Below are 25763 nucleotides of genomic sequence, written 5' to 3'. Positions count from 1 at the left end.
AAAAGTTGACCACTACACCTCGTCCCTCGTCTGAGCAATCGATGCGAGCTTGATCTCATAAGTGACTTCTGGCACGTCGAAACCAAACTCTGGACAAATCTCGTCCACTAGATAGCCCAAAACCTGATCAGAGATGCGCTCAGCAGTGCCACGAGCGAATTTGAAATCAATCCTTGTCTTTTTATCTGCCGGGATGATTGAGATGTCAGGGACAATGATTTCGTGAGGAGGTACCCAAGTGGTGGCGTCTGCCTCGCGAAGGGACATCGCCAGCCCCCAACGCCCTTTCGCCGCCTCAGGAGTGGAGTCACCCAGAAATTCTTCGAGCATGACCATTTTAGCTCGAGCATATGGGCCCAGGCGGTCGTCGTGTACATACACCCACTCTGCTCCATCCCGGAAGTCATAGCCGAGCGCGGTAATGGCGTGGCCTGCCTTGATGTATTCACCGGCGGCGTTAGGCCTCAAACCATATACTGTCCCCGTCAAGATGACAGGCAAGTCACTATCGATGTGGGCGACCAAGGAATCACGGAACGATTCTTTAGTCGATTTTTCGAGGCCCGCGTTGTGATAGCGCAGCCCCTCGACATCCAGCGTTCGCTGAATCTGCTTGTTGGTTAACTCTTTATTAGGGAAGCCGTTGCTTGAGCCATCCACGAAATTCAAAGCGGCTGTGGTGATCTCACTACAAGACTTGATGTCCTTCACCCCTCGACCTGGCAGGCTGTGGAGCGCCGTCCAAATGGCGGTAGTTGCGCAAGCAGCAACAACCTTGTCCTGCTCTTGAAATGCAATCGAGTCGATTGTGAGTTTGATTCCAAAGAGATTCACATCATAGCATTTGGCGATCTTCTTCTTGCCCACACCTTGGTCTCCGCTAACACGCAGACAGGTCTTCCCCACAAAAGTCCTGGTGAGCGGCTTAATCACGATGAAGCCGAGATAGTGCGACTGTAACTGCTCTACAGTTTTTACGGAATTTTCATCCACGTCATCTGCCAGCACCTCTCCTGCATCACCAGCAAGCAATGCATCGAGCCGCTTGTGGGTCAGGTCGCAATTGAAAAAGTGAAGACGAGCGCACTTATATCCATCGTTACGGAAACGCCCCAAGTAGAAGCGGGAGTAATCCTCGAGAAAATCTCGGTCGATATACTCATGCTCAAGCAGGATGCTCCCTACGGTCTTCCTGCCCTCCTTCAGCTTCGGCATGAAGGACTTCAGATAGTTGTAGATGTATTTGATTTGAGGCTTTTCGAAGATGTCAGCGTGATCATAGCCGTAGGGCTCATGAATCAGAGCTGCCAGCGTCGCTTCCTCGAAACTGGTGATGAGATATGGAGTCATTTTGATCGCGCAAAAAAAAGCAGCCCATCAGGCTGCTTTCGAGTGAAGAGGCTTATTAGAGGCTGCAGGCTTTAGCCAGCAACGTCGCGGTGACTTCTTGGTTAGCGAATTCACGTGCCAGACGGTTGTTGGTCTCAGCCATGCGATCACGAGCCGCCTTCAGGCTGGCCTCATGAGTACCCTTCCGGTTACGGGCCTCTTCGATCATACGCTCCAGAGTCATAGCTCCATCCTCTAAGAATTTTGGGTTCACAGTGCATCAACGAATCCAAATGCGCGACCACTGACTTCACGAGATATCAACGTGGTACTGACGCGCTTGCGACAGCGGCGCGGATTATCGAGTCCGGTTGCCAAGCTCCACAAGCAGTACCTGTCGTCACCCGACAAGCGGCATCACGACTGTAGTTGAGACCGAGCCAAAGCGCCAAGGTTCACAAACAAACAGGACTATGATCTGCCAAACGGTAGCGCCATTACAGTTTCGCATTCGTAAGCAAAGCTGAATGGTTCTCCCCTGTTAGCCGGCGCTATCACGCCAAAACCTCCATCACGAAGGTGCCTTAGCCGGGCGAGAAACATTTGATAAATCGAGTATGGCATATGGCAATCATCCACTTAAAGTGTATTTCGCCATTATTTTTGCACTACTACAGTGCATCGTAGCCTCGATTTTTGAGTCTTCTACGTTACCAATCTGCGTTTACGAGGCTTAGTGAAAGGGAGGTCAGGTGGGGGGGAAATATGATTAGAGGGCCCTTTTCCTCTTGGTCGGGCCCTGTATTTGTTAGGGAGGCAGATGGTCGACTCGGTCAGAACCCGAACCACTTCCTCAGCCTGGTGATCAAGGACGGTGCTTCGGTCGGCTGCTGGATTTGTGGTGCCGGCTGACGAACCTCGCTCTCCCTTGGCCTCCCCGGCTGCTGCCGTACTTTCGCTTCAGCATCACGCTTACGCCCTGCGTTGATCGCCTCTTGGGACATGTTTCCAGCCCACTCAATGCGGCCAGACCGCACCCAGTAGTGAGAGCGGCACTTAAATGTCCAGTTGCCAATTGAGGGCTTGAGCGACACCGTTTCGCCATCGAATGACATCTGCCAGTCGGTTGGAGAGAAGGGGGTGATCACCTTGTTGCCGCAACCACAGGCACACAGATGAGCCGCCGTTGAGAACTCCATGGCGAGGTACAGTTCGCCTGACTCCAACCTATCCGGGAAATGCTCAACAAACTGAGGGGTGAGGTTCCTAATAGTCATGGGTACTCCTCACTATTACCCATCTCGTTGAGGTGAGTCGCGTACGTGAGGTGACCGGCCTGGACGTTATCCGCGTAGAAACCACAGAGCCGCTTCCAGGCACCAATCGCCAGTACCGCATTGAGGGCATTTAGATCTGCGATCTGAATGTTCGAGCGGTACATGTCCTCTTCAGAATTTTCAGTCAGGGGCATGGTGCGACCAGCATGGTCGTGATGTTCAGGTGTAAGCGTTGTGACCCGACACATTCCCCAGATTTGCTGAGTCTCGCCAACTAGGTGAACCCCCATACCGACATCGATCAGAGATGTACGGGTACTCCGGAGCGCCTTCACCACAAAATCCCTCACCGTGGGGTTATCAACACTTAGGAAAACGTAGTCGAAAGCACATAGCTGATCGACATTCTCTGCTGTGATCATGCATGAGTGTGCGGTGATGTTGCGGTGCATCTCTCCATACTTCTCTTGGAGATACTCAACCTTCTTCATTCCCCGTGCTAGATCAACGAATGACACCGCTCCAGGGTAGCGAAACGCATTGTGCTGCTGAAGCACATCGGCATCGAAGAGATGGATCTCCTCCACGGGAGTCTTGGCGATCTGATCCAAAATGTAGGCGCCGGTACCGCCAAGCCCCACCACTGCCACCTTCAATCCTTTGAACTTTTCAGTGGGCATTCCTATGCCAGCGCGTGTCGACGCCGTGTCGGTATATGCGAAGACACTTCCCTCCACATCCGACCGGATCGGCGCAAAGGTCTTTGCTGTGACGCTCTTGTCCAATGCCTCGGCTTGGCCGCTCAGGATTGAAGCGTAGATCGAGACCTTCTCGTAATAATCGGCGTAGTTGCCACTCCGGGGTTTTGCCGAGAAGTAGTGGTTCACGACCAAATTAGGCAAAAGCTGATTCGAATTGCTGTTGTGGATGATCTGTTCGAGGGGACGCCCTTGCGAATCGCAAGGGCAATCACCAATGAAATGTGCCGTATGGTCGCTCGGTTGGCCCGCAACATCTGCCACCAGATTGAGCGGCATGACTAACACACCGCAGCGGCACACCTTACGCTGAGCGTTTACATAGGGCACATCATGAACCATGAGGTAACCCTCATAGGTGTCCAGGTTGTACCCTTCGTTGCGCAAGCGCAGGAGGTGAGGACTACGACTTATCAGTTGGTGTGACATTAAAATGCATCCCCTTCTTGATCCGGACGTGTTGGCCATCAACCAGATTGGTGAGCGAGTTGCCTTCATGGCCTTTGGCGTAGGTCACGGTGAAGTGAGCATTGGGGGCAGGCTGCGCGTCCGGGTAGGCTAAGCGCACTACCTCCCAGTACGACAAAGTGTGAGAGTGGACAAACACTGGCTGCGTATTGACGAAGACCTTGATATTGATTTCCACCGCAGCGAAATGCTCGACGCCAGGGCGCGCCAAATCGAACAAGTCGCGGTCTTCGATCAGCTCATCGTCATCTCCGGGGATGACCAAAAAGATGTCGTACTTCTGAGCATCCACGTCGGCCAGCTGCTTCAAAGTGCGACCAGAAATACGCTGAGCGCCCCAGTCCTGCGCACGTCCATCAATGAAGAACCGGAAGGTGCGATCACTCTTGAATGCAAGGAACTTCTCAATGCCGGCCTTACGCAGGTCGGTAGTTTCAGTGGGGCTAAGCAGCTCCAAGTGGCCATTGGTGAGAACTTGAAATAGCAAGTAATCGTCCACTGGGCGGAGCTCCGCAGCCTCCAAGACTTGCTGCCCCGTGGGAACAGGATCCGCGATCACCAATGGCCGGTATTCCAGAGCATCGTCGCCGAGCTGGATTTTATACGGCCCCTGATCACGTACCTCGCGGCCCGCTAAGACGGCGGCGGCCACGTCTTCAACCTCAAAATCGTTCAACTGTGACATAGGGAAAAATCCTCGTATCTGAACCAAATGAGCTGTTGCCTACACAGACAACACCACCGCCCTTAAAAAAACGACCCGAGAGTCGTTGTCCTGCCAGACAACAGTGGACTTCAAAAAAAAGCCGCTTATCATGGATGATGAATCGCGAGCTGTTGCCTGACTAGACAACAGACTACTCCCGCCCTATCGGGCATTGCAAGTGGTTGGAGAAAAAAATGGATTTGGCCGGGTTCATCGCTGCCATGCGTGAACGAAAAGAGCTGAGTTTTCGTGACTTGGAGAAACGTGCAGGCGATCTAGATCACGCATACATTTGGAGATTGGAAAAAGGAGACCGTGCAGCCCCCTCTGAGGAGGTCGTAGGACGCCTGAGCCATGCGCTCGAGCTGGATGACCGTGAGGGTGATATTTTCAAGTTACTGGCCAAATCGGTCACTGTTGAAGACTCGCTTTACAACTTGATGGTGTCCCGCACGGACATCCCATGGGAAGATTTTGAAGACGTAGCAACAATGAGCTTTCGAGGTGAGCGTCCGAACACCGAAGAGGCTTGGCTCAAACGGATCGAACTCATTCAGCAGATGTAATGACGAGGAGCTTCATGGACGAAAACGTTGTGATCTCACGGGCCAGGAAACTGTTAAAGGAAGCTGGCATCAGTACAGCACCTGTTGATGTAGAGGCGCTTGCTTTTCATTTGGGCTTTAAGGTTTCGTGCGTGCAACTCCCCGATGGTGAAGCGGGTAACACTTTTGAAAGGCGCAAACAGAGACACATCTGGGTCAACGAAAAGGACAGTGTCGTTCGACAGCGCTTCACCATCCTCCATGAAATTGCTCACCACGTCCTTGAACTGCCCTCCATGCACGGTGAGAAATTGCCAAGTGATGAGCTTGAGCGTTTCACGGGGCGCCCCCAGGAAGAGATTGCGTGCGACATCTTCGCTGCTGAGTGCCTGGTTCCCTGGGCAATGATTCAGCCACTCGCGGAGGACATGAACTTCACATTGGAGCACCTCGCCGAATTGGCTGAACGCTTCCAAGCATCGCGCTCATGTATCGCTTCCAAGTTCGCCCAAGCCTCAGAAGGCCACTTGGCCTTTGTCGTCGCGGAAGACGGCGTCGTGAAGTATTCCATTGGTTCAAAGGCCCTGCGCGATGCCAGAGTGTGGATCAGCCAAGGGATTCCCCTTCCTAAAAACTCTGCCGCAGCAAAAGCGTATAAAGCCGGTATCAGCGGCCTTCATGAGGCAGACATCGAGGGAAGTGATTGGAGCACCAGTGATGATGCTCGGCGGTTCGCCTGCTACGAACAAGCCACATACCACGCCCCGACTAGGCAGACTCAATCGATCCTGAATTTCGAAGAGCTCGATCCTCGCCCGGTTTCGAACGGCTATCGAGCGAAACACGAGGACGATGACCTTCTTGAAGAGCTAGATGGTAGACCCGGATGGTCGAAGTATCGATGATCTCTTCTCAATCAACTGGGCGGTTGTATAACAGGCTGCACCGGATTCTAACCTCCAATCTTCCAAAATGCTGATGGAGAGTTTGCTGGCCAACTATGGTGTACGTAGGCCAACTGGCAAAAGAGATCTCATTCCCAATCCGGAGCATCCGAGCAGATATCCGGCAGGCCTTGAAGGTTGCTTAGGAAAGTAAGCAGTGATGGTTGAGCTTCGGACAGGGATTGTCCATGTAGCGAGAGGTGAAGTTGCGGCAGGAGAGCACATATCCCGACTAGCTCCAAATCACAGCGTCTGGCCTTTGATTGTAGCTGCCCAAGGTGTTGTGCACTTGGATGCGTCTACATCGACTTAACCGAGACCATTTCCACATACTTGTACTTCTTCCTTGCAGACTTCACAGCCTCTTGCTCAGCCAGCAACGAGCTCAACGTGTCGGCTTCGTGGATGAGTTCGTGCATCTCCCCCTCGTATTCGTTTCCAACCCGAAGCGTGACCCTGAGCCTAGGCGTAAAGGCTTTCGCCGCTTTCTTCTTGGCTGCCGGGGGAGGCAGTGGCGTCGTGATCACTTCTTCTGTCACAGGCTGTGGCGTTAGAGGCGCAGGAACCTCTTCGGGCTCAGCCGAGCCAAACAATGCACGACGCATTTCTTCTTCAGTTAAATCAGCGTTCATAAAACATCTCAATGGAGCGGAAATTAGCTCAATAAACTCTAGTAGGATGGCTGCGTTACGGAGCCCTTTAGAGCATGAATGGACATCAAATACCTAGGTCGATTTCGAGACAGGAGCCTCTCCATGCTCGAGAAAGCTTTTCTTTCGGCAGTCGCGTAATGAGCCCATCCGCTAGGTCACTGGCGTGACGAGCGTACAACGTCATGATGCCCGGAACAGGTGTTTGCCCCGGTACGAACGCCCCGACAAGCTCTTGGGCAATTTTCAGTATATTCAGGACTTCCAGGCTCAACTTATCGGTGGTCAGGTGCTCAACGACTGGCTTGGGCGGAGGAGCGGCGCGGCTCCACACTTCTATGACCGCGTTGAGGAGTCCGTCTGAGCCAAGATGCTCGAGGGCCATTTCCCATAGCTGACCTTCCTGCGCCATATCCAGGCGATCCCTAGCCATTTCGGAGTTCTAACATGAGGCTCTTTCTTGATTGCGAGTTTACCCGGCTATCAGCAGCAGCGAAGCTGATATCACTCGCATTAGTGGCTGAGGATGGGCGCGAATTCTACGTGGAATTGCTCGACACATGGCGAGAAGAAGACTGCAGTGATTTCGTGAAGAAAATCGTGCTTCCGCAGCTGTGGGGTGGGAGCTACGCATTGCCCATTGTTGAAGCCAGGATGTCGCTGCTCAGGTTTCTGACGTCGTTCAAAAAGGAGGTCGAGATCGTCACTGATGCTCCCCAGTACGACTGGGAGCTTTTTTGCGATCTGGTCTATGACGGCGGGCGATGGCCCAGAATCGTTCGTAATTTCCCTACTGACGCAACGACACTTACCCCGACTAGCGAGGGCGAGGAGCTGCCCCATCATGCTTTGCTCGACGCCAGGATTATCGCTGGCATGTTTGCCTCAGTGCGACGAGGTAATGGGGTTTCCTGATCATAGATCATCAACAATACCAAGCCTGCAGCTGTTATCGGCATCCCCACACTCATGACCGTTCGTCATGGTATGCACCCACCATAGCGGTCTATTCAGAGCGCATCTTAGAGTAACTGGCCTCGGCACGGAAAATTTGCTGACGGCTATGCCGCCTTTGGGTACCTATCCCAACGGCTCGCGGCTCAGACCAACACACCCCCGCTAGCGCTTCAGAAAGCGCTAGCGGTACCGTGTTAGGGCAGCGCCTCTGTCTGATAGGTCACACCCTTCACCAAGTGAACTGAAACGTTCTCCGGCGATGTACCCAGACTGAACTCTGGCATCTGATCAGGATGGCGTATTTGAGCGGATGTGGTCTTGTCGAACAGTACGTAGTTGATTCCGCCATCACTGCGCTGGACAGAACGAAAAGCGATTCCATCAAATCCATGGGCTGAGTAGCGAATGCATTCAGCGAGCGCTTGGGTCATTACATAATCCGTATCGCTTGCTCTAACAGGCCGTGCGATCAAATCATGCAGATAGCCCAGGAGCAGCCTTCTGTCGGCTCTATTACTGAAGCTTGGACTGAACAGGCTGAGAGGGGAATGTTCAAGAGTCCTGAGTGCCGTGAAGTCGAAGAACTTAAGGTTTTCTGTGGATACAAATTCTGCAACGACGACCTGATCTCCAATTGACGGTCGCACCTCGGCAATACAGGTCTGAGAGTCTCCCGCGACGTACATCAATGGAATTCCCGCTGCACTCATCCGATTGTTAGCAGCACGCTCTCTCGGCGGCGCACCTAATTCCTTTTCCGGATCACCCTGAAAGCGGATGACCTCACTCAAGTTCTGCGCGACACGGGCACGATAGAATAAGGAGCCTGCTGGAACCATTTTGACCGCTGACGGCAGCTCGCTAAGCTCATCCTTTCTCGATCCCATTGCTTCGCGGATCAGCGAGTTGAAAAACACTTTGGCTTTATCGTTGAAGAATCGCTGACCGTGGGTCAGTTCATAAGAAACTGCGTGCCAATCGCCTTCGGCCCACCATCGTTCGTGCTCTTCAGAGTCAAATTTGCTCGGTACCAGGCTGTACTCTTGCCCTGGGGAGTAGAATTCATCCTCGTCGGCTTCGGGATCAACCAGCAGCTCAGCTATCGCTGAGCACACAGCATCAGACTCGCATCTGATCGCCTTGCCTACGATTGTTGGCAGGCTCATTTCGTAGCCTGGATAGAGCCCATAGTCGACGATAAAGTATTCCTGGAGGCGGCCTCGAATTATTGAGGCAATCTCGACCGGCGTCTGCGCCTCTTCGACAACCTTCCCGCAACCGCTGCATGTGCGAGGTTTCACAAGTCCTGTGGCGAGGTTCCTGATCCAATCATCTTGTACGCACGAAGTGCATACGAACATGGAGTTCTCATTTTCCATGCCGAGCCAGATCTCACTCAGAATCGTATCGGTACTGCTGGGAGCCATTGTTCCTGCCTCTCAAAGGGAGCGAATGATTAGCTCAGGTGGCAGAGTTGAGCCGTTGCCGTAATCATTTCCAGTTTTAGCGAGATGTCCATTCAATTCGAGTAGCTGCCGGGACTTCATGCACCTCAACCTGTGCCTCAGCCAGCGGCTTGGCGAGCTCCCCTACGGGCTTTCTATCGATCAATCGATCAATCTGCTCGAGAGCGAAAACCCGAAACAAAGCGCGCTTGCCCATCTTCGAAGAGTCCGCGATGACTGTAAGGTATCGCGTGCGAGCGATCATTGCCCTGATGATCTCTGGCTCTTCTATTCAGAAGTCGAAAGCGCCGTCCGCACTCAACGCACCGATGGTCACAACAGCGTGCTCGGCGTTGAAACGAGCGATCTGCTGCATTGCCGAAGCCCCCGTGTTCTGAGCCGACTCAGGACGGTATTCTCCTCCGATCATGGATACCCGGTTGCCACTTGCCCCCATGCTCTCGGTAATCATGAGGGAGTTCGTAATCACCGTTATCCAGCTGAACTTGGCCAGCTCCCGAGCAAAAAATAGAGTCGTAGTACCGGTATTAATGAGGATGCTGTCCACTAAGCGGTAGAGACCTGCCGCGTAACAGGCCATCATCCGTTTTTCGGCAGAGAACTCGTTCATCCGGGTCTGGAGCGCGTTTTCATGTTCGCCACGAGGCGGCAGGATGGCCGCAGGCGTAAGAGTTAAGCCCGTTAGGGTCAAGACCCGCAACAGTGGGGCTTGGTTCACTACAGCCGGCCCTCGAAGAGCACGCCCGCCCAACAACAATTATCATGACTCTACTGGAGGCGATCAGGCGTTGGCATATACCTATCACCCGCAATACGCATGAACTCACGCAGGCTACGGCGCCCTACGTCCCGCCTGAACGTCGCAATGACGTACTTCGAGTTGACCGTATTGATCACCCAAAACCTACCTTCCTTCGTAACGGACTGAATGTCCGATGTCCGAATCAGCCTACCATCTGCAAATCGTTGGTACGGCCCAGGGCAAATGTGACTGAACACCACGCCAACGGCACTGCACGCATGAATATGGACATTCACCAGGTAGGCCGTGACCAGCCCGTCGTAGTCTTGATTCACTGCTTTTGCTATGCGAAGGAGGTCTAAGTCCGAGTAGCGCTTTTCGTGTAAATCGACTGCAACAGTATTGATGTCTTCCATAGCTACACAGCCTCCGACGCTGAGGCTACGTCAGTGGTCTCAGAACGGTGCCGATATAGCACCCTGACCCCAACCAAGGCATCGACATCCAGGTCGCGTTGATGGGTATTGACGTACACATCACCACTCTCGACCTGCAGAACACAGATTGGCACTTCTGCCTGGTTGAACCCCATGGAAAGTGATTTCAGCATTTCCATCTTCCAGCCTGACCCTTTGTTCATCCATGCCGGGGTAACGACCTGGACATCTTGAATGACCATGCTCTCGTCTTGGGAGACCAGCAGCTCTACCAAGCGAGGCTCATCGTTCAGCATCTCTTCATAAGCTACGAATCGCCCCTCATGCCGGCGCTTGAGGCTCACGTGATACCAATGGGTAACCAAGGATCGCGACATGGCGTGAAAGTGAGCGAGACCGTCCCCGAACATTCCCACCGGGCCGGCCTGGTCTTGCATGCTAATCCTGAACATCGTGTATCTCGTGTTGAGCAGGCCCGCGAAGTGCACCTGCGATTAACATAAGCCAAATATTGTCTTCAGCGAGGCAGTCATCTTGCGCCCTTTTCCCACGAGCACGTACACCGTGTTTCGCGTCTCGAACAGGCAAACACCGTCGAACGATTTACACAGGGTCGAGCGCACCCAGCCCCCTGGTGGAAACCGGCCATGACCGTCATGAATGACGCAATGGGCATACATGAACATCGGCTCCAGACCAGTAGCTCTTACTTTCGCGAGCGACTCTGGGGACTCGTCGACGTGGAAGATGACCCAGTCCTCGACGGTGCAAAAAGGCTTACGACCGAAGCGCCCCGCGACCAATACTTCCACTTCTGCATGAGACAGCGACGTGCCAGCAGAGGAGATTTCCCCTTCCCGCAGCAGCTCGTGCTCAGAAGAATTAGTCATAAATTGATGATCCTCTTGGCGACAAAGAAAATAGGGCTCTGCGCACGTACAGATCGCAAAGGCGGCTCGCCTGTAGTTCCATCGCAATGACTATATACATTTGTGTGGAACACATCAAACGGGGCATACCGTCTCCTTTTGGGGAGAGGTGCGCTGGATGTCTTTGCGGAAGGCATATGCGGCAACGCTACAGTGGCTGAGGGTTCGACATGGGTTGTCGCAAGCAGACCTCCAGCATCAGACTGACCAAGCACACATAAGCCGCTTGGAAGCATCGACGACATCGGCAACCGTCGATCTCAGTGCCGACTTAGCTAAAGCGCTAGGCCTAATGCCACTCTCCTTTCTCACACTGGTGGCAGCAGCCGATGAAGGTAAGACCGCGCGCTCAGTTCTGAATGACACAATGAAAGAACTCATGCAGCTTGGTGTTCTCGATGAGCAGCTACCTGCCGAACCTCAAAAGCTCATTACACCCCAGAGAATTGCTGCCGCAGAAAGACTCAAAGCGGTACGCGATCTCAAGGCGGCCGGCCTTTCTCAAGCGGAGGTTTGCCGGCAATTAGAACTGCCCAAGGGCACAGTTAACCGGCTGTGGCACGTTGGCGGTTAACCCTGTTCAGGTCTCAAACTCAAGAATGTCGGCGGCCTGCCTTGCAACCAACACGACGTTGCGGTCAATTGGATCTGATCCCTGGTCGGGGCGCTCCACATAAGGCGACTCAGGAATTTCCTGTCGATAGTGCTTCAGGACATACATCGCCCGCTTTCGCTTGCCACGAAGGGAAATGAAACCTTGATCCTTGGAAACCGTCTCCGCGACCTTTTTCATCTCACTATTCAGTCTTGCCTGGTCTAGAGACGACGCCATTTTCTCGGCCTCATCCGCAACCTGCTCAAACCTGTCGAGTGCCTCAGTGAAGTCCTGGTAGGCACCTACCTCACAGCCCATAGCGACTAATGCCGCCCCGCAGATAAAGAAACACTGAAGGTGAGAGTATTCAGGACAGGATTTTTGAGCTCTATCCACGATCCCTGCTTCCTTGGACAAGAACTCCTGTCGGAGCTTATCCGCTTCAGCCTGGACTTCTGTGATTTCGGAAACCAGATCGGCGAGTTGTTCCTCCAAAAGGCTATGCTCGCGATGAATGAACACCACAGCAGGTTTGAGGCTTTCACAGGCTTTGATGAAGGCTTCGCGATCCAGCATCGCGACGGCTGAAGCTCCTGTAGAAATGGACGCACACTCAATGATCTGCGCTGGTATAGCGGCCAGTGCAGTCGTAAGTACCTCAAGGCAAGTCTCTATCGACTCCTCGACTCGCAAATAGCTATTCACTTCCATTTGAGTTCCTACTCACAGCCCTGTCACCGGCACAGACTGACCAAAAGTTTTGATCTGCTCAAGATCGAAGGCGTCGAGATCGAACCACTCACCCTCAAGGCGCTTTGCTTGATAAGTGATGTGGAAGCTTCGCTCTGCATGACTGTAATCATCAAACCAGGCGTAATGTTCAAGGCTTATGGGAAAGGGGAGCTTGACCTCAAAGAGCCGAGTGCGAGCTTTCAGGTGAATTGTTTTGCCGATCTTGAAACCCAGCTTAGATCGAATGACATAGACGTATCCACCTGTCGGCGAATTCGAGGGACGACTCACACCTTTCACGGGCGGTGGTGGTGCAGGGATGTCGAATCCAGCGATGTCTGGAAAATATTCGGCATGTAGATCTGGAAGACCGTACCGGTTGACCACGTCAGGAGCAAAAGCAAACCAGTGTTTGGCTTGCACCCAGTAACGTCTTCCATTCGAGCTGGGCCGAAGCGTGACATCAGCCTCGCGCCACAGAATTTTTGCACGGCCTGACTCTCGATCAACCGTCATGACGATGCCAAATGCCCTCACATTACCAACCTGGGCTCTCGCGTCCCAACCGGCCAGCACAATGCAGTCCTTGGGACGCACCTGCAGAATCAGGCCGGCCAAATCGGAATCAACTTGCACGTCGTGCTTCACGGGCATAACAAGCTTTTGGGGATCAAACCGATAAAATCTCATACAAGCTTCCTTGCAATGACCTCTAGGCTACCGCGATAACAAACCCTATGAGGCTCAATGAGGCACCGAAATCATACCCAGCATAGATCAAGTATCCCGCACAAAGAACGCCGTGACCTCAACCTGATATCGCGCTTTTCCGCGCAGTAGCCCAGGCCAGAAAACCACTTACTGGTTGCCGGTAATCCACGAGGTTTTGTAAAGTTCTACAACATGACCTGGGAAACAAGAGGAGACGATATGGATGAGGAATCGCTACCGATGCTCGACCCGGAGCTTGAGGCCATCCAGTGGCCGGCAGACTTCTCCGGCCAGCAGCTGTTTATCCAGGGTGAGGATTGGCAGTACAACGCGATGCTGAACTGGTCTCACTTTCGTGCCGACCTCTATGCTTTTGCATACAAAGATGCCGCCGACGGTCTTGTGGAGGCGATGGCGAATCGTCAGGTACCATTGGACAGCGGCATTTATCCTTTGCTTTTTCTGTACCGCCATTCCTTGGAGCTGCAGTTCAAGCTGATGCTAAAGAGTGCTCGCGCTCTGACAGGCAAAGAGCCCAAGAACTACGATAAGCATCCGTTGATGCCTCTGTGGTCGGAGTTGCGGCATCTGCTCAAGGACTTAGGGCTAGAGCGCTCTGACGTCAACGCTACTGCTGTTCACGAATTCATTCGCCAGTTGGACAACGTCGACCCAGACTCGATGGCGTTTCGGTATGCGACGACCAACAGTGGTAAAGACCATCTCCCAGACGTTACGCATATCAACATCCGGCACTTGCGCGAGGTGCTCAACAGCGTCTTCGTTTGGTTAAACGGCACATACAGCTTGATTGGGGAGATGGAGCAGGGCCAGTCTTTCGACTGATCACGCTAGGTGTCATGCCCAGCGGTTCCCCTTCATACTGAGCATACTTTCTGGACAAGGTCTTACGCCAGACATCACCACCCATGGCTACGACCTAGTCCGTTTTAAATGGTTTGAAAAGTTTTTCGGGCGCTAGGTACAGCCTTCCGCGAGTCCGTGAGAAGGCAACATAGAGTTTGTTTTTTGTCTGTGGAGGGAGCGCGGCAAGCGAGGATGTCTGGTAGATCTTCCAGTGAGTAGTACCCAGCACTACGCACACATCGTTGTAGTGATCCAAACCCTTACTAGCGCCCCAGTTGTTAGATAGACACCCGTATTTGTAATGCTCCTGGTAGAACAGCTTCACCACGTTGCCATCCGCGTGCACGGCGTTAGCATCCACTTGATTGGACAGCGGAATGATTTCGGTTTCATACTTATGCTGCGACTGCATATCGATCTGGAGATGTATACGAATAAAATCACATACGGTGACGCCACACCTCCAGCTTCGGCTCAGTGTTTCCTTGTCGACAGTCACACCCGCCTTTTGAAAAAGCTTTTCGTATTTCCCAATGTCAGCGTGTAGCGCGCTATTCACGTTTCCATCACGGCTGGTGTCGAACGTATGCTGGTAGAAGTCACCTACAAACAGCATGTCAACCTTGGCCTTCGCTAGTGCCATTAGCAGGTTGAAATCATGACCTGCTAGGTCTTGAACTTCGTCGACATAAAACTCATCGTAAAAGCGTTCCATTCGCGCCATCACGTCAGGAATTGCATCAACGGTCTCTAGGAGCTTTGCGAGACGATTGTGGTAAACGCTGCCGCTTGTAGTGGCGTAATACGCCATATTGTCCCGTTTGAGCTTTAGCGTACGCGCGTGCGGAGCTCGAAAGCTGATTCCCCGCGTCTGCATATGCACTTGCAGCAGAGGGCGATAGCAGAAGCTATAAAGGAACGTAAAATAACTCAGCAGGTTGATGTTTTTCGGCACATGGCCAAACCGTTTGATGATGCTATCGCGCAAATGGCGATAGTTGTTCTCCGTGTAGGTGATTATCAGTACGCGCTTTTCTAGGCTCAGACGCCTCACTAGCAAGGTGGTCTTCCCTGACCCTGCCACGGCGAACATCACTCGTTTATCCATTGGATTGCCTCCGCGATGTAGGCAGGAACGGTGAGCTCGCCTGGCTTTCCCTTGAGCAGCTCAAACGCGGCTTCTGCCTTGTTTGCCAACATGTATTCCAAGGGGGAGAGGGTTTTTCGTCCTGGGCCGAAGACGGTCTTGCAGGTTTCCTCGTTGTCGTTGTGCAACCCTATTTCGAAGGTTGAACGGTCATTGTCTTCGTCGGCAAAGACTTTGGCATTGTCCGAAGCGAAGTCGATGTAGTTTTCTACGCAGTTTTTCTGATAATCCTTGTCATTGTCTCTTATGGCTGCGACTCGAATTCCAAGTAGGTTAGCGAGCTCCATGTACCTTTTGAAGCTGGTGCCGCCAATGGAGATTATGTGAACGTCATCGACATGCGGCAGACGCCCATTTGTACATTGCTTATAGAATTCTTCCACCAGGATGAATTCCGCATCACCTTCGACCAATATCACCTTTTTCGAAAGCGCGAACTCCAGAACATTGTTGTCCGGGGCCTTCATGAAGAACTCTGCGGTGTCGGGTGATAGGGCTTTAAGTGAGCCAGCAGCTGCATTCGGGCCGATCAAAAGGGCATGCCGAAGGTCAAGTCTTGAGCAAATATGGCTGCTGTGGGTTGCGATAAAAAGCTGTGTGCTCTCGTTCTCCGCCAGCTTGGCAACGAGTGCTTTCATTGAGGAATGGCTGAGATGGTTTTCAGGCTCCTCCAATAGCATCACATCTAAGCCTCCTTGCTTGTGCTTGCTCAGCGCAAATTCGGTCTTGATGAAGCACTGCCTTCCTTTGCCGTGGTTCTCAAGCGGAATATTGTCTTCCGTGATGATTAGGTCAGTTTCCAGGTTCGACCGGACGCTACTCCGTACGTCAAACTGATACGCGGGTAGGTCAGCGTTGAGCGCTGCGAGATGTTGTCCTGTAAAAGCCTGCTTGCCTTGGCGGTACAGGTTTTCAAGTTTATAGCGGTCTTCAACGGGGGCGTTGAAAGCGTAAACGGCTCGGGTGTATTCACGAGACGCGTGGTCGCCATCAATACGTGAACCGTCTAGCATCATGTGTTTGATGGGTCGGTTGAAAGCTGCATAGGGCCTGCCGGCGAACGTCTCAAACCGCACTGCGTAATATTCGAATGGGAAGTTCGGTTGATCATCAGCCAAGATGGCTTGCACCGCTTCGCCATACTCGGCCATCACCGCAAGGATCATGCGCACACCGTCAGTCTGGCGCTGGTGGGCATTATTGGTTCCATAGAGGCTTTCATCGTCACCTTCCTCTAGGAAAACGTCGACGATCAGCTCAGGTAGTTTCTCCAGGCTCTTCTCCCCCGCAAGGAAGGCGTTCACCGAATCCTTGTTAAGCAGTGCTTCCGCACCCAGAGCTTCGATACGATTGCGGCTCCCGCCGAGCGCGAGGTCGAGAGCGAGCAAAATGCTGCTTTTCCCTGCCTCATTGTTGCCAATCAACACATTCTTCCCAGCTTCGAAATCGAGCGTGAGAGATTTGAATTTTTTAAAATTCTGAATTACCACTTTCCGTATGGTGTGCATGTTGAACCCTGAGCTGGAAAATCAAAAATGAGGGTGAACCACCTGGTTGTAGAGTCAGGTGGTTACGGATTCATAGCCAATACCTATCCGTCTGCAACGAAACCTCGTCAAGAGACCGGCTCGTCTACCGGCTAAAGCGCCTGCGAAAGTGTAATCCCCGGCAAGACGTCATCAGTTAATCGCTCAAACGCCGTACCGCTTGTTACCGCCAGAGGTAATGCAGTATCGACCACCCCGAGGCCCGATACATACGTTTCCTGAGGAACAGGGGCACGAGGAACCGTAAGCTGGAGTCTGTTGGCGAGCAGGCTGTGGAAGCTGGGCCGACGGTCTGGGCTTCGGAGCAACGTAGCAGCCAGCCACACTGCATAGACTCTTGGACGAAAGCCATTTCGAAGATTGACCATCAATGCTGATGCGCGCCCATTCATTCCTCGTCTCGAAGACCTGAACCTTTTCCCCGCGCTTCAGTTTGGAGATGACCTTTCCACCTGGTTGATCCCTGACATTGAGATTATCAGCACTCACAAAGTGTTCAGTTGCGGAATCAGGAGCCGGGGTTGGCGGTGAGGCCGGGGAAATCGACGCTTGCGGATTCGGCGTGCTAATAGCGTGTGGCTGTACCGGGGCTGGAGGCGTGTCTTTCTTCCCCATTGCCCACAGGACAGCAAATAGAATCAGGAGCGGGACAAACCATGACTGGGACTTCTTGCGCATATCCATTGCTCTCATTCGTCACGCATTACAACGGCTGTCTTCCTGACCAACCTGACGTCATTCACCTACTGCGAGCTTAGCCAAGCTTCCATTTTTTGCAGCTTGTCAAAAGCTAAAAGTTTGCGCCTTCCCGAATTCAGGATCTCTAAAAGCCGCTGCTTCGTTTCGGACGAGGGAAACCAATCAGCGACCTCGACGTTGCAGTGCTTAGAATCACTTAGCACCCATTTCATCACCATGTCTGCTGCGGCTCTGCAGTGATCCGCCATGAACAGCCTTTTACCGTCTTCTGACCAGCCTCTCATCGCAAGCTCGTCGGTAACGTCGATGACTCCAGCGTCTCCAAAAAAATCGGTCGTATCTGGATAATGAATACCTGCCAAGGACACTTTCGCTATGCCCGAATCCCGGTCGAAGTAGGACAGGAAATGCCACCCACCTGTAGTGCTTCCAGCGTGCGGAAAGTTGATCGCAGCCTTGCCAGTGATGTAGTGCGTGCGGGAAACGCGTTTGAGATCAAAATCGAAAAGCGGATGGGTCATGGGAGCCTTCTGATGCTTGCGCACGTATTCCAGCGAAACGTCGGTCATCTGTTGGGTCAAGGGTAAGCTGCTATTGTTAAGACTCCACAGTCCAATGCAGTGAGATACCAGGATAGATGGAGTAACTCTGGCTGATTCACGTCGGAGAAAATCGCAGGTTTCAAACTGACATATGTTTCGAGCTTTTTGCGCATCAGATCGATCTGATTGGCATATTCGGTAAAGCATGGTTGCGGCTTACGATTCTCCTCATTGAAGAAATAAAAAAATGAGGCCATTGCTGTGACTGAATACAAGATTGCTTTGCTGGGTTTCGGCGGTGTCAACCGAGCGCTTGCACAGTTGGTTGCTGAAAAAAACGAAGCTTGGGCTGATGAGCTCGGGTTCAAATTAAGAATCGTAGGTGTGAGCGATATCTTCTTGGGTTCCGTGATCGACAAGCACGGTCTTGACCCGCAAAAATTGATCGCACTGCCAGCAGAAAAAGGTGCATTCGCTTCCTTGGAAAATGGGATTGCGGAGCCTGCGAACGAGAATGTCATCTGCCACTCAGGGGCGGACATCGTAGCTGAGGCTACTTTCACCAATCCTGTAGACGGTGAGCCGGCAACGTCGTTTTGCCGCGCCGCCCTTCAACAAGGTATCAGTGTTGTTACGACCAATAAGGGCCCGGTAGCTCTGCATGCGGCAAGCCTGAAGAATCTTGCGATGACCACTGGCTCGTCGTTCGAATTTGAAGGGGCAGTAATGAGCGGCACGCCGGTAATCCGCATGGCGCAAGAAACCTTGGCGGGTTCGGAGATCACTGGTTTCAAAGGTATTCTGAACGGAACCTCAAACTTCATTTTGAGCAGCATGCAAGCGGGTCTGGACTTTGGAGAGGCGTTGGCTAAAGCGCAAGCATTGGGCTATGCCGAGGCAGATCCTACCGCTGACGTTGAGGGGCACGATGTCCGGCTTAAAGTAGTGATCCTAGCTAACGAGCTGCTAGGCGCGAAGCTCACGCCTAACGATGTCTCATGTGAAGGCATTTCCAAGATCACTTCTTCCGATATTCAGAGCGCCGCGAAGAACGATGCTCGGTGGAAGCTGATAGGCAGTGCCAAGCGTAGTTCGTGTGGCGCAGTGACCGCTTCGGTTAGTCCTCAGCTCCTGACAACTACTGACGCCTTGGCAGGTGTCACTGGTGCCACTAACGCCGTCACTTTTGAGACCAACCTTCTCGGCCCTGTAACGGTAGTGGGCGCAGGTGCGGGTCGAATTGAGACCGCCTATGCGTTGCTTTCGGACATCGTCAGCATTCACAAGAAAAAAACCAAACAGGCCCACTGACATGAACAGCTTGACTCTCAAATTGCCTGCAGACGTTGAGACAATCACTGTCTTCAACCCGTTCGACAATACCGTGATGGGCGAGGTTTCAAGGATTCCAGCTGCGGCTGCCCATGCCGTTATCGACGTTGCCCTAGAGGGGGCCGTCATCGCACGTGAACTCTCCCGAGCTGAACGCTCGCGCATTTTGGAACAGGCAGCAATTCTTGTAGAGAGAGACAAGGACGATTTCGCACAGCTTATCTCTGGTGAATCGGGCAAAACCATTCGCCAGGCACGCAAAGAAGTTCTCCGCTGTGTAAACACGCTCAAGCTGTCATCTGAGGAAGCCAAGCGCAATGCTGGTGAGGTGATTCCGTTCGACTCCTATGTCGGATCGGAGTCACGCCAAGGTTGGTTCACCCGTGAACCTCTGGGTGTAATCCTTGCCATCACGCCTTACAACGACCCGCTGAATTTGGTTGCACATAAGCTTGGCCCGGCCATCGCAGGCGGTAACTCAGTAGTGCTAAAGCCTTCTGAGCTGACACCGCTTTCGGCGATAAAGCTGGTCAGTTACTTGAGCAACGCAGGTCTGCCGTCAGGGGTTGTATCGGTAGCGACAGGTGACGCAGAACTGGGCAAAGCCTTGGTTGCCCATCGTGCTGTGCGCATGATTTCGTTCACCGGCGGTTTTGCTACCGGGGAGCAGATAACCAAGACTGCCGGCCTCAAAAAGATGGCTATGGATCTCGGTGGCAATGCACCTGTGATTGTCATGGGAGATTGTGACCTTGACGCCGCTGTTGAGTCTTGCGTCTCTGGCGCGTACTGGGCGGCAGGGCAGAACTGCATTGGTACTCAGCGAATCCTCATTGAAACCAAGATCTACCAGGCATTCAAAGAGCGCTTTGTTGCGAAGTCGCGAAACCTGATAGTCGGAAACCAAGCTGACGAGAGCACGGACGTAGGCCCAATGATCTCTGAAGCAGCTGCCATGCGTGCGGAAGCGTCTGTGCAAGATGCTGTCAGCAAGGGGGCTAAGATTCTGCTCGGCAACAAACGTGAAGGCACGCTGTTTTATCCGACCGTACTTGAGGACGTGAACTCCGAATGCAAGGTTTGGCAAGAGGAGGTTTTCAGCCCCATCGTGATCCTGCAGGAGATCAACACTCTGGAAGACGCTCTGGCTCTCGCCAACGCGCCGGAGTACAGCCTGCATGCCGGCATTTTTACAAGCAACCTGAACACGGCGATGAAGGCTGCCAAGCTACTTGAGGCTGGCGGTGTGATGATCAATGACTCGTCGGATTACAGGTTCGACGCAATGCCGTTTGGTGGCTTCAAATATGGCAGCATGGGGCGGGAAGGTGTTCGATTTGCCTATGAAGATATGACTCAGCCCAAAGTTGTATGCCTTAACGGGTCGAGCTATTAAGGCTAAATACTTACCAGGATTGGTTGAGATGGAAGGGATTAGGTGAATTCTTATTCGGAGTACATATGCAGTACGTAAGCACACGTGGTTCTGCAGAGACATCCAGTTTTCGGAGCGTCGTGTTGTCCGGGATTGCATCGGATGGCGGCCTGTATGTGCCTCAGAGCCTACCGCGCTTCGCTAGCGATGAGATCGCGAGCTGGTCGTGGCTGCCCTTCGATTCCCTCGCTTACCACGTGATTTCCCCTTTTGTCGGGGACGAGATCGACAGCTCAACCTTGAAGGCGATCCTGAAGGATTGTTATAGCCAGTTTGACCACCGGGCCGTAGCCCCGCTACAGCAAATTGGCCAAAATGAATGGCTATTGCAGCTCCACCATGGGCCAACCCAAGCATCCAAGGATTTCGCTGCGCAGCTCCAATCGAGGCTTGTCGAGCATCTTTTGACGCCATCTGAAAAGGCTATCCTCATTGGGGCTACCAATGGCGACACAGGGCTCGCAGCTATCGAAGCCTTCAAAGATCAGCCCAATGTAAGGGTAGTCGCATTATATCCGCGTGACGGAGTACCAGCTGATCGCTTGGCCAGCCTGATGGGATCAATCTCTGAGCAAGTGCAGTTGATTGGAGTTGATGGAAGCTTCGATGACTGCCAAACCCTTGTATCTAGAGTGCTGAGAAATTGGCCTGTTAGGGATGTGGTACCTATCAGCTTCAACTCCACGAATTGGATCGGCGTCCTAGCTCAAATCGTTTTCTTCTTCCATAGTGCTTTGCAGCTAGGGGGCAGCGTTCGACCGCTGGGGTTCAGTATCCCTGGAGCAAGCTTTGCAGAGATTTACGCTTGCTTCATCGCACAGAAGATGGGGTTGCCAATCAACCAAGTCATTGTGTCTACCAATACCAATGATGCTTTACATCGTTTTATAAACCAAAACAGCTATTCGACGCGCGAGCTTAGTCATTCCTTATCACCCTCGATGGATTTCTCGCTGTTCTCAAACCTGGAGCGGTTCATCTGGGAGCTGTACGACCATGATGGCGCGTTTGTGCAGCATCTCATGGGCGCTTTCGAGGATTCTGGGAAGCTGAGCATTGGTAATAAACAATGGTTGCAAGCGCGAATGCTGTTCGACTCTTACGCTGTTGATGATGAGCAGGTCAAAGAGGAACTGCTCTCTATTTTTAGAGAGACTGGTACGGCTGTCGATCCGCAGACCGCTACAGGGTCGCTGGCGGCACGGCTATATCGTCGTAGTATGGGAAGTCCCATGGTCACCTTGGCCCAACTAGCACCAAGTAAATCATCCCGTCTCCTTGCAGCACTGAAAATATGGAACGGAGATGTGCCCGTTACAATGGAGTCGAGCGTCAATTCTGCTTTGTTAAGCAAAGGTGATATCGATGGGCTCTCCCTGCTCCTTCATGGCGTATAGGATCAAAGTATGAAGCGCCTACTTGATCCCCAAGATGAGCGTATTTTGGCCGCGCTCACTGCGAATGCAAAGATTTCCCATGCTGAGCTGGGATTAAAGGTTCACCTTTCTCGCAATGCGGTTCGTCAGCGTATTGACCGCTTGGAGCGTGATGGGGCCATCCAAGGCTATACAATCGTTGCAGGTGAAGGACGGAACCCATCACCTCCTATCACCGCCATCATCTTCGTGTATCGGCATGACCGTATGCGAGGCGATGATGTGGTTAACGGAATCAAATCGATCCCAGAGGTGACCATGTGTGAGGTCATGAGCGGTGAATTCGACTTGATGGTTCGGATTGAGGCGGTTCACGCAGAGCGTGTCCATCTGGTCTGGAAAATGATCGCTGCAATGCCAGGTGTTGAAAACACCGTCACGACGTTCGTTTTGAGTCAATTAGTGTAGAAGGTAGGCAGCTTTCCCTACCTATCGCTGCTTCGTGCAGGGCCAAGCTCATGATGGCTGTTAAAGCCACGCTAAGCCTTGCTTGATGTGCCGGCATTCTCACCAATAGTCTCTAAAGCCCCTCGGACGTCATCCCCGACTTCAGCGCTACCCTGGGCTTCGACATGGAGCGTTAGTTCCATCAGCGCATTCCCTATAAGCGTCCAGCCAACGCACCTTCCGAACTCCAGCATTAAGGACGATGGTTTGTAGCGTCCGGCGAACACGCCTTGCACGACTTAGGCAGATATCCATGGGCTCGGTGGCGAGCCAGATAGCGTCGATGCGGATCATTGAGTGAGACCACGGATAAAACGTGCGCACCCGTCGGGATCGGCCAGCGGCCACTTCACGATGAGGTTTTGATGGCCGAACGGAACGTCGATACTGACGGACATTTGCAGATTGGCCTGGGGTGGGGATGGTAGTTTTATCGGAACAAAAGCGGGCAACGTTGTCGCCTCACAGTCACGATAAAGAGGTATCCATTTGCGAACCAGATTGGCGTTGATGCCGTGGCGCAGGGCTACGCTGGCCATCGACATGCCAGGTTGCAGGCATTCCTAGACGATCTGAGCTTTAAAGGGCTTGGGGTAAGAAGTTCTCTGGCGCATGGCCCTTATTGCAGGGATCGGATAGGTGACTTCGCCGGACGGTTACTTCTCATCTAACAACCTCGCCTGAGCTCTTTCAAGAATCAAAAAGCTACTCCGATTCTGGGCGGGGCTCAGATCGCGCACGCACTTCGTTCTTCGTTTCGATCCATGAGTGCAGCAGGTCAGGAAAATGATCCGTTACTCCCCACCTGTGACCGAACGGGGGAAGCTTGTACTTTTTGCGCAATTTATTCGCCAACAGATAGACCTCGTACCCAAAGTATCCGACTACGTCTGCCTCATGGGCATAAACCTCAGTAGGGTCAAAGGACGCGTCATGAATCGCATGGAGGTGCTGATTTGCTAGTGCCTTCTCGGTAGCTATAGAAACCAATGCGCTTGCATGCTTCGAATCCAGGTGCTTGAGCGCATCACGAGAGATATCCAGATCAGGGTGAGCGCAACTCGGCCAATTTTGATAGTCGGTGTGCGGATCAAGAGAGGCTGCGTATTCGTGGTAGTCCCGGACGTTTCGGCGAGACTGGAGTGTGTAAAGATCAAGCACTGCGATCAGCTCAATGGCTGCAAATTTCGCATCTAGTCTCCGATCACGAATATTGAAAAGCCAGTCCTTCAACCATCCGATCAAGGCCGCGACGACACCACTCGCTAATACTATTTTGGCAATGTCGCCCCATCCAAGGCCCACACTGGCGGCTGCGGCCACCGATCCCTGTATTGCATCCAATTGGCACCGTCCAAAACACATTCGATATCGAGGCCCATTTGAGCTTCGTTGTGAGATCTTTTGCAAGCGGAGCGCGCAGGCCTCCAGGCCGAAGCCGCGAGGATGGAAGCCCGAAGGGCCGAGACATCGCCATCAGGCGTGGCTCGGTTCACGACAGCCGGCCCGATTAGGGCGCGCACTGGAGGATTGTTCTTCAGAGCTTTTTCAGAAGCTTCTCAAGCGTCTGATGCTCCCACACTGACAACAGTGCAACAGGATCAGTGCCAAAGCGATCTCCAGAGTCAAACGACCAGCGCCGCCCATCCGGACTCACGCATTCTTCGCAGTAGTCGAGTTCATCGCAGTCGTTGTAAATCGATAGCCGCCAGCCGTCGACGTCTACCAGAAAATGGCCGGCATACACCTCATCCCAAGGTTGGTTGCCCAGCTTGCTCATCATGCGGCGCCCGAAGGTAACCTCCCGAAGCAGTTGGCCGACCTCTCTCGCCGTAACCGCAGGATAACCCCCTTCAGTGCAATCGTTTACCGTCATATCGGAAGCTATCGTAAATGGTCGTTGAGATAGACTACACGGAGGTGGATGTCGACGAAAATCGTAGAGACCGTGACCTACAGCGTCGGCTAAAGGAGAGCATATGGAAAATGACCAATCCAGTGATGACAACATAATCGAGCCGGCTTCTACTGCTCCGCCATCGTTTTCAGTGCAGGCTAGGGGGTTTGATGACACTGAGACAGCCACCAAGGTGGCGACCCTAGTCGGGAAAATCATTCGAGAACTTGGCCGGCACATAGGTCTGCAGGCGCTCGATGGCGTGACCGTAGCGTTTGATTACGATCAGGCGCTTCTCGATCTGGACAGGGGTTACGAATCCTCCCACCAACTCCGGGCTACCAACTCCCACGTATTTGGCGTAGCCATGACCCCTTCGGTGATCCGGCATGGTGAGCTGAAGTCTCATATACTTGTGCGAGCGCCTATTTTGCTCCCCTTGCTTAATGATGCAGACGAGGAGGGTATTCGCACCGCCATCCATGTTCTCGCTCACGAATGCGGCCATGTAGAGGTTACTCGGCAATTCGACCAATGCTTTCCTGGTGTGCTCTTGCGGGGTCAGCTGCCTCTACTCGATACCCTGCGCTGGAACACCATTTTTGCCGTATGGGATGAGTACGCGGTGACTTGGATTTCGGCTCCGTTTGGCACCGATCAAACCGATGGATACAACCAGACATTCCTTACCGACCTGGAAGCTCTGGATGATCTGAACAACAAGCGGATCCGCTCCTATCGCACTCACGGGAATGTTGATCAGATTTTGTCGGAGGTTTATCGCAATTGCGGAAACCTACTGAAATTCGCCGCCTACTGCATAGGTAATCTGCGAGGTAAAAATCTCGCCTGGCAGGAGCGTGATGATTTGACCTCCGTGTTGAAGGAGCATTGGTTTGAGCCGTTTTTCCAGCGGCTCATTGCGGCATGCGCCGAGCTTGCCGAGAGCTATGGGGAATGGACAGACATGGACGCCTTCTTATCAATCAGCAACATTCTCGATGACCTCGTCTGCCGTGCAGGATTGCTCGTGACGGCGCAGCCTGATGGAGGTGCATATGTCGAGATCCCCTTCACCCATCAAACTTTACCGGAGGCCTAACACAAGGTTGGTGAGTTGTGTTGTGTTGTGTGGAATGGGGATCTACGCAAGCTGAGCTGGTCTAAT

At 52.8% G+C, this 25763-nt stretch carries 31 protein-coding genes; 10 read left to right on the top strand and 21 right to left on the bottom strand.

The genetic code is table 11. The annotated features are described in order from the left end of the window. Positions 1-12: 12 nt before the first annotated feature. The 5 genes from ALQ04_RS23180 to ALQ04_RS23165 form a co-directional block, all read right to left on the bottom strand. Positions 13-1350 (bottom strand): C39 family peptidase, encoded by a 1338-nt coding sequence (locus tag ALQ04_RS23180; RefSeq protein ID WP_259645079.1) that lies wholly within the window; start codon positions 1348-1350, stop codon positions 13-15. Between the two features lie 55 nt (positions 1351-1405). Beyond that, positions 1406-1573, bottom strand: coding sequence for a hypothetical protein (locus ALQ04_RS26985; RefSeq protein ID WP_181643725.1), 168 nt, complete (start codon positions 1571-1573; stop codon positions 1406-1408). Between the two features lie 589 nt (positions 1574-2162). Further along, positions 2163-2606, bottom strand: a complete 444-nt coding sequence (locus tag ALQ04_RS23175) for a DUF6527 family protein (RefSeq protein WP_122318054.1) — start codon at positions 2604-2606, stop codon at positions 2163-2165. Continuing rightward, positions 2603-3793 carry a ThiF family adenylyltransferase gene (locus ALQ04_RS23170; RefSeq protein WP_122318053.1) on the bottom strand — a complete coding sequence of 397 codons (1191 nt, stop codon included), beginning with the start codon at positions 3791-3793 and terminating at the stop codon, positions 2603-2605. The genes ALQ04_RS23175 and ALQ04_RS23170 overlap by 4 nt, the downstream gene beginning before the upstream one ends. Continuing rightward, a complete protein-coding gene (locus ALQ04_RS23165) occupies positions 3768-4517 on the bottom strand; it encodes a multiubiquitin domain-containing protein (RefSeq protein WP_122318052.1) in 750 nt (249 codons plus the stop codon). The genes ALQ04_RS23170 and ALQ04_RS23165 overlap by 26 nt, the downstream gene beginning before the upstream one ends. Before the next feature lie 215 nt (positions 4518-4732). On the opposite strand from ALQ04_RS23165, the gene ALQ04_RS23160 reads away from it, so the two are divergent. Further along, positions 4733-5104, top strand: a complete 372-nt coding sequence (locus ALQ04_RS23160; RefSeq protein ID WP_122318051.1) for a helix-turn-helix transcriptional regulator — start codon at positions 4733-4735, stop codon at positions 5102-5104. Between the two features lie 14 nt (positions 5105-5118). Beyond that, positions 5119-5988, top strand: a complete 870-nt coding sequence (locus ALQ04_RS23155) for an ImmA/IrrE family metallo-endopeptidase (protein ID WP_122318058.1) — start codon at positions 5119-5121, stop codon at positions 5986-5988. Between the two features lie 338 nt (positions 5989-6326). Here ALQ04_RS23155 and ALQ04_RS23150 read toward each other — a convergent pair whose 3' ends face one another. Together ALQ04_RS23150 and ALQ04_RS23145 are read right to left on the bottom strand one after the other, a co-directional pair. Next, on the bottom strand, positions 6327-6659 hold the full coding sequence (locus ALQ04_RS23150) for a hypothetical protein (protein ID WP_122318050.1): 333 nt from the start codon (positions 6657-6659) through the stop codon (positions 6327-6329). Positions 6660-6744: 85 nt separating this feature from the next. Continuing rightward, positions 6745-7089 (bottom strand): hypothetical protein, encoded by a 345-nt coding sequence (locus ALQ04_RS23145; RefSeq protein WP_259645078.1) that lies wholly within the window; start codon positions 7087-7089, stop codon positions 6745-6747. A gap of 35 nt (positions 7090-7124) precedes the next feature. Between ALQ04_RS23145 and ALQ04_RS23140 the strand changes: the two genes are divergently transcribed. Further along, the gene (locus ALQ04_RS23140; RefSeq protein ID WP_122318048.1) at positions 7125-7592 is read left to right on the top strand and encodes a 3'-5' exoribonuclease; all 468 of its coding nucleotides are present in this window, start codon (positions 7125-7127) and stop codon (positions 7590-7592) included. A 236-nt stretch (positions 7593-7828) separates the two neighbouring features. Here the strand turns inward: ALQ04_RS23140 and ALQ04_RS23135 are convergent, their stop codons facing one another. From ALQ04_RS23135 to ALQ04_RS23115, 5 genes are all read right to left on the bottom strand, one after another. Further along, positions 7829-9061, bottom strand: a complete 1233-nt coding sequence (locus ALQ04_RS23135) for an RES family NAD+ phosphorylase (protein ID WP_122318047.1) — start codon at positions 9059-9061, stop codon at positions 7829-7831. 310 nt (positions 9062-9371) lie between these two features. Beyond that, a complete protein-coding gene (locus ALQ04_RS27755) occupies positions 9372-9818 on the bottom strand; it encodes a hypothetical protein (RefSeq protein ID WP_259645077.1) in 447 nt (148 codons plus the stop codon). 50 nt (positions 9819-9868) lie between these two features. Further along, on the bottom strand, positions 9869-10258 hold the full coding sequence (locus ALQ04_RS27370) for a hypothetical protein (RefSeq protein ID WP_122318046.1): 390 nt from the start codon (positions 10256-10258) through the stop codon (positions 9869-9871). Between the two features lie 2 nt (positions 10259-10260). Beyond that, positions 10261-10731 carry a hypothetical protein gene (locus ALQ04_RS23120; RefSeq protein ID WP_122318045.1) on the bottom strand — a complete coding sequence of 157 codons (471 nt, stop codon included), beginning with the start codon at positions 10729-10731 and terminating at the stop codon, positions 10261-10263. Positions 10732-10773: 42 nt separating this feature from the next. Continuing rightward, positions 10774-11169 carry a DUF6957 family protein gene (locus ALQ04_RS23115; RefSeq protein ID WP_122318044.1) on the bottom strand — a complete coding sequence of 132 codons (396 nt, stop codon included), beginning with the start codon at positions 11167-11169 and terminating at the stop codon, positions 10774-10776. Between the two features lie 157 nt (positions 11170-11326). Here ALQ04_RS23115 and ALQ04_RS23110 point away from each other — a divergent pair, with 157 nt between their 5' ends. After that, on the top strand, positions 11327-11782 hold the full coding sequence (locus ALQ04_RS23110) for a helix-turn-helix domain-containing protein (protein ID WP_088236159.1): 456 nt from the start codon (positions 11327-11329) through the stop codon (positions 11780-11782). Positions 11783-11788: 6 nt separating this feature from the next. Here ALQ04_RS23110 and ALQ04_RS23105 read toward each other — a convergent pair whose 3' ends face one another. Together ALQ04_RS23105 and ALQ04_RS23100 are read right to left on the bottom strand one after the other, a co-directional pair. Continuing rightward, entirely contained in the window at positions 11789-12514 is a 726-nt protein-coding gene (locus tag ALQ04_RS23105; protein ID WP_122318043.1) for a hypothetical protein, read from the bottom strand. A gap of 12 nt (positions 12515-12526) precedes the next feature. After that, entirely contained in the window at positions 12527-13225 is a 699-nt protein-coding gene (locus ALQ04_RS23100; RefSeq protein ID WP_088236161.1) for a GIY-YIG nuclease family protein, read from the bottom strand. Between the two features lie 240 nt (positions 13226-13465). Here ALQ04_RS23100 and ALQ04_RS23095 point away from each other — a divergent pair, with 240 nt between their 5' ends. Further along, entirely contained in the window at positions 13466-14092 is a 627-nt protein-coding gene (locus ALQ04_RS23095) for a hypothetical protein (RefSeq protein ID WP_241089054.1), read from the top strand. Positions 14093-14186: 94 nt separating this feature from the next. On the opposite strand, the gene ALQ04_RS23090 is transcribed toward ALQ04_RS23095, so the two are convergent. The 4 genes from ALQ04_RS23090 to ALQ04_RS23075 form a co-directional block, all read right to left on the bottom strand. Beyond that, positions 14187-15221: an AAA family ATPase gene (locus tag ALQ04_RS23090; RefSeq protein ID WP_122318042.1), complete on the bottom strand. Its 1035-nt coding sequence runs from the start codon at positions 15219-15221 to the stop codon at positions 14187-14189. Beyond that, the gene (locus tag ALQ04_RS23085) at positions 15206-16768 is read right to left on the bottom strand and encodes an ATP-dependent endonuclease (protein ID WP_122318041.1); all 1563 of its coding nucleotides are present in this window, start codon (positions 16766-16768) and stop codon (positions 15206-15208) included. Before ALQ04_RS23085 ends, ALQ04_RS23090 begins: the two co-directional genes overlap by 16 nt. A gap of 183 nt (positions 16769-16951) precedes the next feature. Next, positions 16952-17422 carry an SH3 domain-containing protein gene (locus ALQ04_RS23080; protein WP_122318056.1) on the bottom strand — a complete coding sequence of 157 codons (471 nt, stop codon included), beginning with the start codon at positions 17420-17422 and terminating at the stop codon, positions 16952-16954. Positions 17423-17550: 128 nt separating this feature from the next. Then, positions 17551-18027, bottom strand: coding sequence for a hypothetical protein (locus ALQ04_RS23075; RefSeq protein ID WP_122318055.1), 477 nt, complete (start codon positions 18025-18027; stop codon positions 17551-17553). 282 nt (positions 18028-18309) lie between these two features. On the opposite strand from ALQ04_RS23075, the gene ALQ04_RS23070 reads away from it, so the two are divergent. The 4 genes from ALQ04_RS23070 (at position 18310) to ALQ04_RS23055 (ending at position 22659) form a co-directional block, all read left to right on the top strand. Continuing rightward, positions 18310-19359, top strand: coding sequence for a homoserine dehydrogenase (locus ALQ04_RS23070; RefSeq protein WP_122318040.1), 1050 nt, complete (start codon positions 18310-18312; stop codon positions 19357-19359). Between the two features lies 1 nt (position 19360). Beyond that, a complete protein-coding gene (locus ALQ04_RS23065) occupies positions 19361-20776 on the top strand; it encodes an aldehyde dehydrogenase family protein (RefSeq protein ID WP_122318039.1) in 1416 nt (471 codons plus the stop codon). Positions 20777-20841: 65 nt separating this feature from the next. Continuing rightward, positions 20842-22212, top strand: a complete 1371-nt coding sequence (locus ALQ04_RS23060; protein ID WP_057429672.1) for a pyridoxal-phosphate dependent enzyme — start codon at positions 20842-20844, stop codon at positions 22210-22212. A 9-nt stretch (positions 22213-22221) separates the two neighbouring features. Continuing rightward, positions 22222-22659, top strand: coding sequence for an Lrp/AsnC family transcriptional regulator (locus ALQ04_RS23055; protein ID WP_057429673.1), 438 nt, complete (start codon positions 22222-22224; stop codon positions 22657-22659). A 329-nt stretch (positions 22660-22988) separates the two neighbouring features. Here the strand turns inward: ALQ04_RS23055 and ALQ04_RS23050 are convergent, their stop codons facing one another. The 3 genes from ALQ04_RS23050 to ALQ04_RS23040 form a co-directional block, all read right to left on the bottom strand. After that, complete coding sequence (locus ALQ04_RS23050; protein WP_057429688.1) at positions 22989-23237, bottom strand: hypothetical protein; 249 nt, start codon at positions 23235-23237, stop codon at positions 22989-22991. Between the two features lie 166 nt (positions 23238-23403). Next, positions 23404-24042, bottom strand: a complete 639-nt coding sequence (locus ALQ04_RS23045) for a hypothetical protein (RefSeq protein WP_143523120.1) — start codon at positions 24040-24042, stop codon at positions 23404-23406. 193 nt (positions 24043-24235) lie between these two features. Then, a complete protein-coding gene (locus tag ALQ04_RS23040; RefSeq protein ID WP_057429675.1) occupies positions 24236-24574 on the bottom strand; it encodes a hypothetical protein in 339 nt (112 codons plus the stop codon). A gap of 103 nt (positions 24575-24677) precedes the next feature. Here ALQ04_RS23040 and ALQ04_RS23035 point away from each other — a divergent pair, with 103 nt between their 5' ends. Next, positions 24678-25697: a hypothetical protein gene (locus tag ALQ04_RS23035; protein ID WP_122318038.1), complete on the top strand. Its 1020-nt coding sequence runs from the start codon at positions 24678-24680 to the stop codon at positions 25695-25697. The last annotated feature ends 66 nt before the right edge of the window (positions 25698-25763 follow it).

Origin of the sequence: Pseudomonas cichorii (assembly GCF_003700275.1) — a bacterium.
GTDB lineage: Bacteria > Pseudomonadota > Gammaproteobacteria > Pseudomonadales > Pseudomonadaceae > Aquipseudomonas > Aquipseudomonas cichorii_B.
The sequence above is the reverse complement of the archived record's forward strand: the minus strand, read 5'-3'. Positions and strand labels throughout refer to the sequence as shown.